Origin of the sequence: Veillonella parvula, from assembly GCF_040097785.1 — a bacterium.
Lineage (GTDB): Bacteria > Bacillota > Negativicutes > Veillonellales > Veillonellaceae > Veillonella > Veillonella parvula_D.
Genome location: NZ_JBBNNS010000003.1, coordinates 134,549 through 150,063, shown reverse-complemented (window position 1 = coordinate 150,063; position 15,515 = coordinate 134,549). Strand labels below are relative to the sequence as shown.

The 15,515-nt window shown below is 41.6% G+C and carries 12 protein-coding genes; 3 read left to right on the top strand and 9 right to left on the bottom strand.

Annotation, left to right across the window (positions count from 1 at the left end):
* Positions 1–110: 110 nt before the first annotated feature.
* Both AAA071_RS06895 and AAA071_RS06890 read left to right on the top strand, forming a co-directional pair.
* Positions 111–893: a basic amino acid ABC transporter substrate-binding protein gene (locus AAA071_RS06895; protein ID WP_278472830.1), complete on the top strand. Its 783-nt coding sequence runs from the start codon at positions 111–113 to the stop codon at positions 891–893.
* A gap of 297 nt (positions 894–1,190) precedes the next feature.
* Positions 1,191–3,563: a tetratricopeptide repeat protein gene (locus tag AAA071_RS06890; RefSeq protein ID WP_316055289.1), complete on the top strand. Its 2,373-nt coding sequence runs from the start codon at positions 1,191–1,193 to the stop codon at positions 3,561–3,563.
* Between the two features lie 167 nt (positions 3,564–3,730).
* Here AAA071_RS06890 and ileS read toward each other — a convergent pair whose 3' ends face one another.
* The 5 genes from ileS to AAA071_RS06865 form a co-directional block, all read right to left on the bottom strand.
* Entirely contained in the window at positions 3,731–6,568 is a 2,838-nt protein-coding gene (ileS, locus tag AAA071_RS06885) for an isoleucine--tRNA ligase (protein ID WP_316055288.1), read from the bottom strand.
* A 462-nt stretch (positions 6,569–7,030) separates the two neighbouring features.
* Positions 7,031–7,414, bottom strand: a complete 384-nt coding sequence (locus tag AAA071_RS06880; RefSeq protein ID WP_349234106.1) for a DUF805 domain-containing protein — start codon at positions 7,412–7,414, stop codon at positions 7,031–7,033.
* Positions 7,415–7,541: 127 nt separating this feature from the next.
* Positions 7,542–8,177, bottom strand: a complete 636-nt coding sequence (locus AAA071_RS06875) for a DUF805 domain-containing protein (RefSeq protein WP_349234096.1) — start codon at positions 8,175–8,177, stop codon at positions 7,542–7,544.
* Positions 8,178–8,395: 218 nt separating this feature from the next.
* Complete coding sequence (locus AAA071_RS06870) at positions 8,396–8,965, bottom strand: DUF805 domain-containing protein (RefSeq protein ID WP_316581408.1); 570 nt, start codon at positions 8,963–8,965, stop codon at positions 8,396–8,398.
* A 3-nt stretch (positions 8,966–8,968) separates the two neighbouring features.
* The gene (locus tag AAA071_RS06865) at positions 8,969–9,856 is read right to left on the bottom strand and encodes a DUF805 domain-containing protein (RefSeq protein WP_316097829.1); all 888 of its coding nucleotides are present in this window, start codon (positions 9,854–9,856) and stop codon (positions 8,969–8,971) included.
* Positions 9,857–10,030: 174 nt separating this feature from the next.
* Between AAA071_RS06865 and AAA071_RS06860 the strand changes: the two genes are divergently transcribed.
* A complete protein-coding gene (locus tag AAA071_RS06860) occupies positions 10,031–10,327 on the top strand; it encodes a hypothetical protein (RefSeq protein WP_316581407.1) in 297 nt (98 codons plus the stop codon).
* Between the two features lie 141 nt (positions 10,328–10,468).
* Here the strand turns inward: AAA071_RS06860 and trpA are convergent, their stop codons facing one another.
* The 4 genes from trpA to trpD all read right to left on the bottom strand — a co-directional run bounded on the left by trpA (position 10,469) and on the right by trpD (position 15,098).
* Positions 10,469–11,260 carry a tryptophan synthase subunit alpha gene (gene trpA / locus AAA071_RS06855; RefSeq protein ID WP_316581406.1) on the bottom strand — a complete coding sequence of 264 codons (792 nt, stop codon included), beginning with the start codon at positions 11,258–11,260 and terminating at the stop codon, positions 10,469–10,471.
* Entirely contained in the window at positions 11,253–12,446 is a 1,194-nt protein-coding gene (gene trpB, locus AAA071_RS06850; RefSeq protein WP_303884255.1) for a tryptophan synthase subunit beta, read from the bottom strand. Before trpB ends, trpA begins: the two co-directional genes overlap by 8 nt.
* 138 nt (positions 12,447–12,584) lie before the next feature.
* Positions 12,585–14,084: a bifunctional indole-3-glycerol-phosphate synthase TrpC/phosphoribosylanthranilate isomerase TrpF gene (trpCF, locus tag AAA071_RS06845; RefSeq protein ID WP_349234095.1), complete on the bottom strand. Its 1,500-nt coding sequence runs from the start codon at positions 14,082–14,084 to the stop codon at positions 12,585–12,587.
* 3 nt (positions 14,085–14,087) lie between these two features.
* Entirely contained in the window at positions 14,088–15,098 is a 1,011-nt protein-coding gene (gene trpD / locus AAA071_RS06840; protein WP_302858125.1) for an anthranilate phosphoribosyltransferase, read from the bottom strand.
* Positions 15,099–15,515 lie beyond the last annotated feature (417 nt).

The following is a 15,515-nucleotide window of genomic DNA, read 5'->3' as shown; positions in this document are numbered from 1 at the left end:
AAAACTCGTTTATTCTTAATTATACAATGTTATTGCCTATTGGTGTAAAATTCCGTACAATATAAACAGAAATGTATAAACCATGTATATGGATGTTTGAGGAGGATACTATGTTTAAGTTCAAAAAATTGACAGCCATCGCCCTCGTAGCGGTAGCAGCAATGGGTTTATTGGCTGGTTGTGGCAACGACAAACCAAAAATGACACAACAAGAAGGTGTATTGCGTGTAGGTTCTGAAACTACATTCCCACCATTCGAATTTACTGAAGGCGACAAATACGTTGGTTTCGACGTTGATTTGTCTGAAGCAATTTCTAAAAAAATCGGCCTAAAAATGGAATTCAAATCCATGGGCTTCGACGCTTTGATTCCAGCTGTTCAATCTGGCGATATCGATATGATTGCTGCAGGCATCAACGCTACTCCAGAACGTGAAAAAGTATTGGACTTCTCCGATGTGTACTTTGATCAAGGCGGTTTCATCACAGTTGTGCGTAAAGACAACACTACCATCCACAACATGGACGAGTTAGCAGGTAAAACTGTAGGTGTTCAAATCGGCACAATCCCTGTTGAAATGGCTCAAAAAATCCCTGGCACAACAGTAAAACAAATCGATTCCAACGCTAATATCTTCATGGAATTGAAAGCCGGTACAATTGATGGCGCTATCATCGATAACGCTGTGGCTATGTACTACCTCAAACAAGGTGCTGATCAAGACCTTAAACTCGTAGGCGAACCTACACAATCTCCTGGCACAGTGCTTGGCGTGAAAAAAGGCAACAAAGCTTTACAAGAAGCTGTTAACAAAGCTCTTAAAGAACTTAAAGAAGACGGCACTTACCAAAAAATCTACAACAAATGGTTTGGCGATTACAACAAAAAATAATATGTATTCCTACGAACTAGGATACATATAACCCCTCTGAAAGATTTCACCATCACATAAAATTTGTGACAACAGATCTTCTTCAGAGGGGATTTTTTGCGCTTAAACACAACACATACTGAAGCTTCCGTTTAAATACAGGCATATTAGAAATAGTCTAGTATATTGTGAGAACAGTTAAACGATATCAATATGATATCAGCAGAAAACATACAGATATACTAGCATTGCCTCTTTTACGGTACCTAGCGTTCGTTATATAATAAATATGTATTTTATAGTATAAAAGGAGGCCTAATGGCACAGTACTTTACGGAACGCCTGCAAAAGGTCTTCCACATGATTTTTACATCCTATAATCAAAAAATGGCTCAAGAAGGCTTACGTCAGTTAGAACTCATCGTCAATAATCAGCAAGGTGCAGTACAAACTGATCATCGCGCCTTGCGAAACGATATGACGGCCCTTCTTGAAAGTGATATAGATACTAAAGATGATGCTCTCAAGATAGCCAATGATTCAGCGGCTAGAGAGCTAGGCGATGCGTATGCCCTTTTGGCACGTGTCTATGCAGGACCTCGCTTTACCTGGGAAGAGTCTAACTTCCCAGAGGACAATATGCGCACGTATCAGTGCTTACACGATAGCATTCGCCGTTGTAGCCCTATCGGCACATTACAAGCTTTGCGCATCAAAGGCTCCATCACGCCTACCGTGGAGAAGGATATGCAAATTTCCTTCGACGATGCCTTTCGCATTGTTTATGACCATGCAGACCGAGGCGATGCCTATTGCCAATATGTTATAGGCAATGTTTTCTTCTGGCGCGATGATAATCGCATCGACTCCGCTGAAGCTATGCTAACACCTCCGCCCATGAGCTGGACTAAACGCATTCAAAGAAGCCTTACAGCAAACTCTGTACAGGATCGTATCGCCGCTTTGCAAGGCACTGTGCCAGACGAAACATTGCAAGAAAATGCATCTAATCTGGCTAAGAAATGGTTTAATAAGGCCCTCGATAACGGTCTTGCCATGTTCCAAGGGAACTTGCGCAATATCTATATCGACGAGGCCGACTTCACCAATGCGCGCCGCGTCGCCAAGACTGCGGCCGAGCTTGGCAACCCTGCCATGATGCTATATACAGGCCTCGACTGCCATGAAAATGGTAAATTCGAGGTTGCTTTCACGTGGTTCACTAAAGGTGCCGCCTTAGGTCAATCTGAAAGCATCGCAGAATTAGCGGATTATTACTATCATTTCTATGATGCCAAAAATTTACGTTGTACTATCCCCTACGATCCGGTAAAGGCTATCGGTCTCTACCGCCGTGCGGCAACAAAAGAGTTTAGTGATGCGGGCTACACCGCCTTACAGGCAGCCTTCGGCTACATCTTTCACATAGGCCACCTCCCTCTCGACTGGGGTCTCATTGCAGACTTAACTCATATGGCGGCCACAAAAGATCGCTTCATATTTGCCTTGCCCTATATCGGATACATGCGAATCCACGGTTTAGGGGTGACGAAAAACATTCGCTTCGGTGTACAATCGTTACTACGTGTCTTAGATGAAGAGCAACGAGCCTTTGAAGAGGAGAATCGCGTTCTTTTCTACGATATTACGCGCGCTTTAACACGCGTTGCCTTGGGCTATGCCTACGAAAAAGGCTATGTAACAGGCAAGCCAGATTTAACTCAAGCCGTATCCTATTACGAGCAATCCCATCAATATATCTTGTCTCACAAAGCCAATTTAGATCCGGAGCTAAAAGATATCCCTATCGATGATGAAGCAGAAGAACGCTTAGCAGCCTTTGAGGAGATCGATGGTCATTGGCAGTACAAAGAAGGTATTGCCGAGTCAACTACTACGGTACGCCCTGCGCCTACCACCTGGCCTCAAAATGCGGCCCGCTTATCTGTAACTATGGACGACTTTCTATGGGATACAACCTTGTACGACTGGCAAACCATTGAAACCGCCTTAGAGTCACAAGAAGAAATGAAGCTCAGCTTTTACAATCATTTCCTATCCGTTCCAGATACATTGCGTAATATCTTTAAGGTCGATATAAAACGGATGCTACGAGATCACTATCAAATAAGGCTACATGGTTATGATCCATCAGAAGGACATGAAATTATCTACAAGTCCATTTACGACAAAGAAAATACCATAAACCTATTGAAAGCGCTTTACGATAATCATCAATTACCTAGCCTCGAGGGTAATTGGACTATTGAAAAGAACGAAGAAAAGCCAACCTGGCATTACGTGCTCGATGTGGATCAACAGCCGTTCTTGCTAGAGGAATACGATGATGCAAATGCTATGATTCAGGCTGCATTACAAGGATTGAAAGAGAAAAAGTACGAACAAATTAATATTCGCACCCATGACTTTGTAGGCCCATCCTATTTCATTTTCAAAGGCAATCAGTCGGCCCCATTTAGGGTGCAGCTCTATCTAAAAGAGTCCGCCCGTCATACCATCGATGACGATGGAAACCAACAAGACATGCCTGGTAAGACCTACTTATTTGAACAATATGTGGGAAACGAAGTGTCCTTGAATTATTGGATTCAAAAAACGATCAATACCTTGGAAATCCCTGAACTAGATAATTGGAAACAATTAACAGTGCCAAAGGATTTACAAACATAAAAAGACCATCCCCAGTGAACTGCACCCCCAAATTTAGACACAATTTTTGGAAGTGAAGTTCAACAGGATGGTCTTTTTTTGATAATCCCTATAATCTTAATAATAGAATTATTTTGATTCTAGATTTTTACTACAGCGTTTCTATTATAGTACTCTTTATAGCACTTTTATTGTAATGTTTTTACAACATCGGCACAGCGTGCACAAAGTGTAGGATGTGCACTATCTTGACCTACTGTATCGCGGTGGATCCAGCAGCGTTCACATTTTTCGAGACCAGAAGCAACAACAACTGTTGCAACGCCGGTTTCTTCGTCTTTAACAGCCTCTGCCGGTGCAGCGCCGTTCACAATGTGAGCTTCGGATACGATAACAAGTTTAGCCAAACCTTCTTCACCAAGGGCATTCAATGCATCAAATGCAGCACCTTCAGCGTATACTGTAACGGATGCGTCTAATGGATGACCGATTGTTTTGTCTTGACGAGCAAGTTCCAATGCTTTTTGTACGGATGTACGCAAATCTAACAATTGATTCCATTTGTCAGCCAATTCTTGGTTGAAATGTTCTGGATGACCTTGTGGCCAATCTTGAAGCATAACGGATTCGCGCATGCCCTCTTCTTTAGGCATGTATTTCCAAACTTCTTCCGCTGTGAAAGAAAGTACTGGAGATACCATGGCTACCAATGTTTTCAAGATTTCGTACATCGCTGTTTGAGCAGAACGACGAGCTACATTATCTTTGCTTTCAGCATACATTGTATCTTTCATTACATCAAGGTAGATGGAACTCAAGTCTACTGTACAGAAGTTATGAATTGCATGGTACAACATGTGGAATTCATAGTTTTCGTACGCATCAGTAACCTTTTGACGTACTTCTTCTAAGCGCAATAATGCCCATTTATCGAATTCGGACATATCTGTGTAAGCCACTTTATCGGTATTCGGATTGAAGTCATCCAAGTTACCGAGCAAGAAACGGAATGTATTACGGATCTTACGGTATACTTCGGATAATTGTTTTACGATGTCTTTGGACAAGCGTACGTCTGCTTGGTAATCCGCGGAAGATACCCACAAACGCATTACATCGGCACCATATACGTCGATGATGTCGCTTGGAGCCACTGTATTACCTACAGATTTAGACATTTTGCGACCTTCGCCGTCCACAACGAAACCGTGAGTCAATACGGAATTGTACGGTGCTTTACCTGTTGTGGCTACTGCAGTCAACAAGGAAGAGTTAAACCAACCGCGATGTTGGTCAGAACCTTCAAGGTACATAGCACATGGTACGTCAAGATCATTAACTTCGAGCACGCCAGCCCAAGAGGAACCAGAGTCGAACCATACGTCCATGATGTCTGTTTCTTTTTTGAACTCATCATGACCGCAATGAGGGCATTTGAAACCTTCTGGCAACAATTCTTTTGCACTGTGAGCCCACCATGCATCGGAGCCTTCTACGGCTACTTTTTCTTGTAATGCTTTAATAGTATCATCGTTGATGATGTGCTCGCCGCAGCTTTCACAATAGTAAATAGGAATTGGAACGCCCCAAATACGTTGACGAGAAATTACCCAGTCACCACGGTCGCGCACCATGTTGAAGATGCGGTCATGGCCCCATTTAGGAACCCATTGCACTTGGTTGTCGATTGCATCAAGCGCTTGTTGACGGTACCCATCTACAGAGGAGAACCATTGTTCTGTAGCGCGGTAGATGACAGGATTTTTACAACGCCAGCAGTGAGCGTATTGGTGACGCAAACTAGATTTGTGAAGTAATGCATTGTTATGTGCCAAGATTTTGATTACAGGCACTTCTGCATCGTGAATTTCTACGCCAGCTAATGGGAATTCAGTATCGCCATAACGGTTGTCGTCTACTTGTTTAGTGTAGTTACCAGTTTCATTTACAAGGGATACGATAGGAAGTTCAGTTTTTCCTTCCTTGTTATAACGCATAACGATGTTAAAGTCGTCTTCACCGTGTGCAGGAGCTGTATGTACGCAACCAGTACCTGCTTCAAGTGTTACATGGTCACCGCATAATACAGTGGATGTACGTTCTACGAATGGATGTTTAAATTCAGCTAATTCTAAATCTGCCCCAGAGAAGCGGTTTACGATTTCGTAGTCTTCGATACCAATATCTTTCATAGCTGCGTCAACAAGTTCAGTAGCCATCAAGTAGTATTCATCGCCAGCTTTCACCCAGCCATATTCAAGCTCAGGGTTAACGGAAATAGCTACGTTGGCAGGCATTGTCCAAGGAGTAGTTGTCCAAATAACAGAGTATGCTTGTTTTGGATCTACGCCAGCTGGCAATGTAACCTTTTTCTCGGATACGTAAGGGAATTTTACGTAGATGGAGAAAGATTTTTTCTCAGCATATTCGATTTCTGCCTCTGCCAATGCAGTTTCGCAGTGCGTACACCAGTATACAGTTTTAAGACCTTTATAGATGTGACCGCGTTTTGCCATTTCGCCGAAGATGCCAAGTTGTTTAACTTCGAACTCAGGACGCAATGTCAAATACGGACGGTCCCATTCGCCTAATACACCAAAACGAATGAAATCTTGTTTTTGTGTTTCTACGCATTCTAATGCATATTCCTTACATTTATTGCGCAAGTCCAATGGCGCCATTTCATGACGGTTAAGACCAGTGTTTTTAATAACCGCATGCTCGATTGGCAAACCGTGCGTATCCCAACCAGGAATGTAGCGAGTATAATGACCAGTCATAGTCTTGTATTTCATGATGATGTCCTTCAACGTTTTGTTGAGGGCATGACCGATATGCAATTTACCGTTCGCATATGGAGGACCATCATGCAAAATGAATGGCTTTGCATCTTTACGCAATTCCAAACGTTTTTGATAAATCTTGTTATCTTCCCAGAATTTTAAGATTTCTGGTTCACGCTTAGGCAAATTGCCGCGCATTGGGAATTCTGTTTCAGGCAAATGTAACGTCTTACCGTAATCCATGCTGTGCTCCTTTTACATAAAAAAATCGCCCGCCCCCGAAGGGACGGACGTCATATCCGTGGTACCACCCTACTGACTCTCGTTACTTGTGAAAGCTAGCGCCACCGCATTTCTGCGATTGTCACACCATGCTAGCACATGATTGTAACACATAAGACGCAACTCATCTCTCATATTGTGAAAGCCACTTAAACATATAACGGTGTTCACCGGCGGCGTTGCCGCTTGCTCCAAAGTGATCCGCAAATCTCTAGATTTCCAAACCTTTCAGCCCATGAGTTTGGTCTCTACTAAATCCGTCTGAGACATGCCGTCTTTTTCAACGCAATATTCATATAATAGATAATTATATGACTCAAACGGGGAAATTGTCAAATACTTTATTTCTAAATGTAATAGAATCTCTCCCTATTAGTCAAAAGAAAAAGCCTACTTACGTAGGCTTTATTGTATATACAATTATTAGATAGCACTCATGAGAATTAATTCAAGAATAATAATTGCAATGCACACGTACATGAATTTACGATCCATGTCGTCAGTTGGAGTTTCTTTAAGACCAGTGCGAGCGGCTTCTTCAACAGTAATTACTTCATAGCTCATTGGAGATCCGTATTGGTTATCACCTTCATCACCCTTTTGAGCGAGTAGATAAATAACATAGATAATACCAAATGGAATCAAGCTAATCAAAAGCATCCAACCACTTTTACCAATGTCATGTAAACGACGAGCAGCAAGACCAATGGAAGGCAATAGAATTGCAAGATTATATACTATAGAAATAAGACCTACAACACTTGCTAGCGCAGTATCCATTACAAGGGCACTTAATACATTGAAGATACCAGCAATAACAAATAAATTCTACTTGAAAATATTATATCATTACTGTTGACGATTTTGAAAATCAATGTCTATATATTTTGGGAATAACCTATGCTTTATATTTCATTATAGGATACATCATAAACTACATCGCACTAGTCATAAGTAGTTTATCTACCAAGAACCAGAGTACAAAGATAGCGCAGAATAGTCCTGCAGTTAGTCCCATAGATGGCGTAGTATCAATAAGACCTAATTCACGGGCCATTTGTTTTGTTACAACCACTTGACCTGTAGGGGGACCAAAGCGATTTGGTTGGCTTTCACCAGGCAGAGTCATAAGGATCAACAGGATAATAGTCCCTATTACAGGGATGAATCCAATAAATACGAGGCCCCCTGAGCGGCCTTGATCGTGTAAACGTCGCACTGAAACGGCCACGCCAGGGATAACCATAATCACGGACAAGAGGACAAGGATGACCAAACCAAAACCTACGCCTACTACGCTAGATAGTGGGCTAATATAGCTCAAAAAAGCACAAGTAAATAGAATGGCCACAAACAACAATTGATAGACTAACAAGAAATGCCAATATTCACTACGACTTGCACGACCATCAAAATCAGCATATTTATAAACCAAACATTGTTTAAAGTTTTCAATCAAGCCTAGATTGTATTTATCTAACGAGATTTGTGGTCTACTAACATGCCCACATTCTGGGCAGTAACACTCTGTTTTTAACACTTCATGTCCACAATAGGGACAAGATTTCATAATAAACTCCTTCTAGTTACAAACAGGAATCAGCAAAGATTACGAAGTCCTGCGGTACTTAACACATATAAGAACTTAGATATTTTTTATTTATTAATATCTATATTTTTGAATTCATCTGAAATTCATTTTACTACAAAGTGTTATATTGTCTATAAAGGAGATGTTAAACTTTTATAAAATAAAATAATGAGATTATTAATAAATGCAGATCTTTATTACATATATCCATTCCCATTAATACCATACCATAATATCTCTCTAATGATATCAGCAATAATAATAGATTGGATAATAAAGATAGCAATCCCCATCGCCCAATCTTGGCGACGGGATGGAGTTTCTTCTAGTCCTGTAGCCTTGCTAACCTCAGGAGTAATAGGTGTATATCCGGTTCTTTCACCATATGAATTCTCTCTTTCATCACCACGACGCAATTCGTAAACGAGGAATATAAAGAATCCTATAACAGGAATAAATGAGATTAGCTGCGTCCAACCACTCCGGCCAATATCATGCATACGTCGCGCTGTGATAGCTATATTGGGAACTATAAAGAAAAGGGATACCCCTACAGCAACATTATCGATAAGCGTTTCATAATTAGGGAAGCCCAAGATACTACAAAGTAAAGCTAAAATGCCAAGTAATCCTTGTATCAATGTAACGCCTGCCACAAATCGCCAATATTCACTACGGCTAACACGACCGTTAAAATTAGCATAGTTCCTAATACCTAATTTGAAGGCATCAGTATAGTTCAAATCATATATATTTATGGTTGACATAACCTAATCCTCCTCCATGGCTTCAATAGCAACAATGCTCCAGCCTTTGCCTTCATTATGCAAACGAACTAATAGAGGCTCTGATTTATCTTTAAAAGTAACGGTAAAGCCCATATAGTTTACAACAATATCATCATCTTGGTCTTGAGAAACATAGTCAAGCTGTATCGCTTTCACCTTAGGAACCTCTTCCTTAGTCATGGCTTGTTCCCATAGTTCAAAGGTACCATATCGTTCCATAGCACGAGCGCTCAAATAACGATATGCACCATGATAATCCTTTTTATTGAGGGCTTCATAATAATTACTTACCACAGTACGCCCCTCTGTTGTAGCCGTTTCACTTTGTAAAAGACGATTTGCTTGTTTCGTTAACGAACTAGGTTCTAAATTGCCATAAGCAGTCTCCTCTACTATAAAATTATGATTAATCATTGTACTACCTGCACTAATAGCTAGGCAGCCTAATACTAATATAGCCACAATAAAAAGGCCCGATACGGAACGTTTTTCCTCTAATCCATTAGATACAGGCGATGTGCGCTTACAGAATAGATACAATAATGCAAGCCAGCCTAAAATAGGAACCAAAAGCAAAATCATCAACGTTGGATCATTATTAGAGTCTCGTAACCGTCTTGCCATTAGCATAATCTTCGGCAAGCATAACAGGATGGACAATACAAATAATACACCGCCACCAATAGAGACAGCATAAAGAAATCCGTACGGTATGTAGGTTGCAAGACCTGTAATACATATAATTAAGCCATATACAAAGGATATAGCACTTATGGTGAGCCAAAAATCGGCTGTATTGGTACGTCCCTTACTGTTCGCATAGTTTTCCACTAGCTCACGATAGAGGATTTCGTATACTCTCTGTTTCATAAAGCTCCTACTATAAATCTTAGATAATATTAAATAATAAACATATATAGATATTCCTATTATACTATGATTTATCAACTTAGTTGATTCATTTTTTATTCATGAAATCTACCTATACTACAGATATATTTCTTACAACTAAAATTCGTACAATTAATTATGCAGGAGATAATTATGAAAGCTAAATTAATTAAAGCAGTAGCCTTGGCCAGTTTAGGTGCCTTCTTAACAGTTGGTATTGGTGCCAATGTAGCCCAAGCCAAAGATTATCACTTCAAAATCGGTGAAAACCATCGCATGATAAAAAATGATGATGGCACAGTAGATAGCAGCGATCATCCATGGTACAAAGTAAATGATAAAAAGAAAAAACACAGAAAGCATAGAATATCTGAACGTGAAAAGCATGATAAAAATGCAACAGCAAAACGCAGTGAACGACATCAACGTTCTGAATCCTCTAATGACTAAGCCTTGCGCATAATACATATTACTAGCCCTAAAAACACAAAACTACATTAACCAACCAATGAAAAGGACGTTATACATTGTATAACGTCCTTTTATGTTATCCCCTATATAATTTTTCCCAAGGCTATATGAGTTATTATGTTATGCGCCAGCCTTTAGAACAGCTTGTTTCATGGATTGTACGTAATCAAACAACGCTTGATCCGCATGTTCACCGTGTTCTGCCACGATTTTAACGATGGCAGAGCCTACGATGGCTCCATCGGATACGCGCGCCATAGCTTCCGCTTGTTCTGGCTTAGAAATACCAAAACCAACAGCTACCGGGATATCCGTATATTTGCGAATCATTTCAACAATGGATTTAATATCCGTCTTAATTTCACTGCGCATACCTGTAACGCCAAGTGAGGATACACAGTATACAAAGCCTTCTGCGTCTTTGGCGATCATTTCGATGCGGTTTTCAGATGTTGGCGCAATTAAGGATACAACTTCAACACCATGCTTATGAGCCACACTAGCGAGCTCGCCTTTTTCTTCAAAGGGCATGTCCGGCACGATAACGCCAGAGATACCGACCTCTTCGCAGAGGGTAAAGAATTTTTCACGGCCGAATACATAGATTGGGTTCAAGTAGGTCATGAACACGAGTGGTACTGTCACTGCATCATCACCACTGCGCAAACGACGCACCATCTCAAAGATATCGTGAATTTTTACACCTGTAGATAATGCGCGTGTGCTCGCTTCCTGGATAACTGGACCTTCCGCTGTTGGATCAGAGAAAGGAATACCAATTTCTACCATGTCGGCACCGGCTTTCACCATGACGCGAATATAACGTTCTGTATTCTCGATGCCATGATCACCAGCGCTGATGAATGGGATGAATGCCTTGCCCTTTGTGAAAGCGTCTTTAATTTTACTCATGAAGATCCACCCCTCTATATTTCGCCATAGCCGCTACGTCTTTGTCACCGCGACCAGATAAACAAATAATAATGATATCATCCTTGCTCATGGTAGGAGCAATTTTACGAGCATGTGCCACTGCATGAGCACTTTCAATAGCTGGAATAATACCTTCTAAACGAGATAAGTATTCGAATGCATCCACTGCTTCATCATCCGTTACAGGTACGTATTCAGCACGACCGCTATCGTGCAAGTACGCATGTTCAGGTCCAATGCCAGGGTAGTCAAGGCCTGCAGAGATAGAATATACGGGAGCAATTTGACCATCTTCATCTTGGCAGAAGTAAGATTTCATGCCATGGAAGATACCAACAGAGCCTTTTGCGATTGTTGCTGCATGTTCCTCTGTATCAACACCACGACCAGCTGCTTCACAACCGATGAGGCGAACCCCTTCATCAGGAATGAAGTGATAGAACATGCCCATCGCATTGGAGCCACCGCCTACGCAAGCCATAACAGCTGTTGGCAATTTGCCTTCTGCTTCAAGGATTTGCTCACGCGCTTCGCGGCTGATGATAGATTGGAAATCACGAACGATCATCGGGAATGGATGTGCCCCCATAACAGAACCCAATACATAGTGTGTATCAGACATGCGGTTTGTCCATTCGCGCATCGCTTCAGATACAGCATCTTTTAATGTACTTGTACCAGTTGTTACAGGATGTACCTTAGCGCCCAATAATTCCATGCGATATACGTTAAGTGCTTGACGTTCACAGTCCTCAGCGCCCATGTATACTTCACATTCCATGCCCATCAACGCAGCGATAGTAGCCGTTGCCACGCCGTGTTGACCAGCACCTGTTTCAGCAATAACGCGAGTTTTACCCATCCGTTTTGCCAATAACATTTGACCGATTACGTTATTCAATTTGTGAGAACCAGTATGGTTCAAATCTTCACGTTTTAAGTAGATCTTAGCGCCCCCAAGGTCCTTTGTCATGCGTTCTGCATAATATAAAAGGGATGGACGACCTGTATATTTTTTATGTAAATCCTCAAGTTCGCATACGAAATCAGGATCATCTTTGTACTTGTTGTATGCCTCTTCCAATTCGATGACTGCATTCATCAATGTTTCTGGCATAAATTGGCCACCGAAGGAGCCAAAATAACCATGTCTTTGTTCACTCATATAACTTACCTTTCCATATGCCATTCCTACTAACACGCCTGTACAGCGTTACTATTGGCATCTATCTCAACAATCGATGAATTCCATCGGATGTGTCTAAAATATTATTATATCTTAGATTTATGTATTTTTTGTGATTTAGTGAGCTATTGTTCTCACAATGTTGGTGAAAGCTTTAATTTTCTCATCGTCCTTCACGCCATCTGTTTCAATACCGCTACTAATATCTATACCGTAAGGGCGAACTGTGCGAATAGCACGCGCCACGTTAGTACTGTCGATACCACCTGCAAGCATAAATGGACGTTCAAACTCATCTAAACAAGACCAGTCGAACACTTCGCCCGTACCACCTCGTTCATCCTTATGATACGCATCAAACAACAGCATATCGGCACTGCTATCAATCCATTTTTCTGCATCAGCAGCACTGCGAATTTGAACTGCCTTCCAAACCTCTACATCTATTTTCTCTTTGAGAGCTTGGATGAAAGCTTCATCTTCATCACCATGCAATTGCACTGCGTCAAGATTAACCTCATTTGCGATTGCAACAAGGTTATCTACTGTTTCATTTACAAAAACGCCTACCGTTTTAATGCTCTCAAAATTAGGATTTTCTTGGACAAATTCCTTACTATCTTGTGCTGTTCCAGCATTCATTGGAGCTTCAACTGCACTATATGTTTTTGCGTATTGTTTATGAAGTTCTTCCACTAATGTTTTAGCTTGGTCTACCGTCACTTGCCGTTTGCTCGGTGCAAATACAAGGCCCATGTAATTTGGTTTTGCCTCTACTACGGCAGGGATTGTATCTACCTTAGAAATACCGCACATCTTAACCTTTGGAGTGTAGTATGTGGGACCATAGAGATATGCCAACTTTTCAACCTTGTTAGGAGAACGCATAAACGTTTCGCCCATCAAGGCTACACCGATATTGTTATCCCGCAACACTTGAATATCCTCTGGCGTTTCTAGACCGCTTTCAGATACAAAAATCACATCGTCTTGAACGAGATTACGCAAGCGCACACTATTTTGTACATCTACAGTAAAGTCTTTCAAATTACGGTTATTAACACCAATAATGCGTGCCCCACAATCGATAGCCATTTGTACTTCTTTTTCGTCGTGAGCCTCTACCAAAGAGGACAAGCCAAGAGAATCAGCTAACTCACGGAACTTGGTCAATGTTGGCACATCGAGGCATGCACAGATCAAGAGGATTGCACTAGCACCCCACACCTTCGCTTGGTAGATTTGGTATTCATCGATGATGAAGTCCTTACGAAGTACAGGGATTTTGACAGTGCTTGCAATTTCTTGCAAATATTTTTTATCACCTTTAAAGAAGTCTGGCTCCGTTAATACAGAGATAGCCGCAGCACCAGCCATTTCATATTCTTTGGCGATGTGTAAATAGGGAAAGTGCTCTGCAATGATTCCCTTAGACGGTGATGCCTTCTTTACTTCACAAATGAAGTTAAAGTCTTGCTGACGAAGGGCTGCTTCAAAAGGAAATCCTGTATCAGATGGTAACGCCAACGCCGCTGCTTTTACAGCCTCAGGCGATTCCACCTGTTTTTCTTGGGCTACCCGAATTTTGGTAGCCTCTATAATCTTATCTAAAATCAATGATTATACCTCTTGTGTTGCTTTCACAAATTGTTCCATTGTGGCAAGAGCCTTGCCAGAATCGATCATGTTTTTCGCCTCTTCAATGCCCTCTGCTAATGTAAGGCCCTCTTTCGCAAGGTAAATCGCCATACCAGCGTTTAGAAGAACAGCTGTGCGTTTACCACCTTGCTCACCACCGAGAACGCGGCGAGTAATCTCAGCATTTACCGTAGCGTCGCCACCTTCAAGCTCTGTTTTGTCTGCATAGTCAAACCCGTATTCCTTAGGATCGAATTCGTAGCTTGTGAAAGCACCATTATTAATTTCGCATACGTACGTTTTGTTGGTAGCCGTAATTTCATCAAGGCCATCAAAGCCGTGTACCACAGCACCGCGTTTAACGCCAAGATTAGCTAATACGCGAGCCAATGGTTCTACTAAAGATTTATCGTACACGCCCATCAACTCCACAGTAGCGCCTGCTGGGTTCGCCAACGGCCCAAGGATGTTGAATACAGTACGAACGCCTAATGCCTTACGTACAGGGCCTGCATACTTCATAGCTTGGTGATATACAGGAGCAAACATGAAGCACATATTTGCTTTGTTGAGGACTGCCTCATTTTGTTCACCATTAAGCTCTAACTTAGCGCCTAACGCTTCAATCAAATCAGCGGCGCCACATTTACTAGATACACTGCGGTTACCATGTTTTGCTACAGGAATACCTGCAGCGGAAATGATAAAACCAGAAGTAGTAGAAATATTGAACGTATTCGCTTCGTCCCCGCCAGTACCTACAATTTCCACAACAGTACCTTCATGAGGCACAGAACCTGCCTTCTCGCGCATAACCTCAGCAAAGGCTGTAACCTCATCTACAGTAGGGCCTTTTGCAGCCAAGGCGCACAAGAAACCAGCCATAGGAACCTCAGCTACGTCACCGCTCATAATCTTGTTCATTGTATCTTTAGCAAGGTCGTAGGATAAGTCCTGACCGTGCGTTACTGCATATAATGCGTCTTTAATCATTTTATATCTCCTTTTGAGGATATCTATTAAATTGATACCATATCAACAAACTGGTTAGTACCGATTGGGTTATGCACTCAGCCTCCAAGTGACCACCCCCCGCTATGCGGGGCGCCAAGTCGGCTTCGCACATAACCCAATCGCACCTCTCCATCTAAAAAATCATACCAATTTAATAGATATCCCTCAAACAAACTATTACCAAATGATCCTGCGCATTATATGAAGTAACGCGCCGGTCATTTCTTTATAAGGTAGTGGGAATGGTGGTGCTTTACACCACCTTTTTCTATATTAGGGGTTCTGATTCGCATATTTCTTTAGAAAAATATAACTACAGTTCACAATATGTATTGTAGAGGGGCTATTAAGTAGGTAAAACCAAGGTTGAGTTGGCAGGAAATAAGGTCTTAAGGA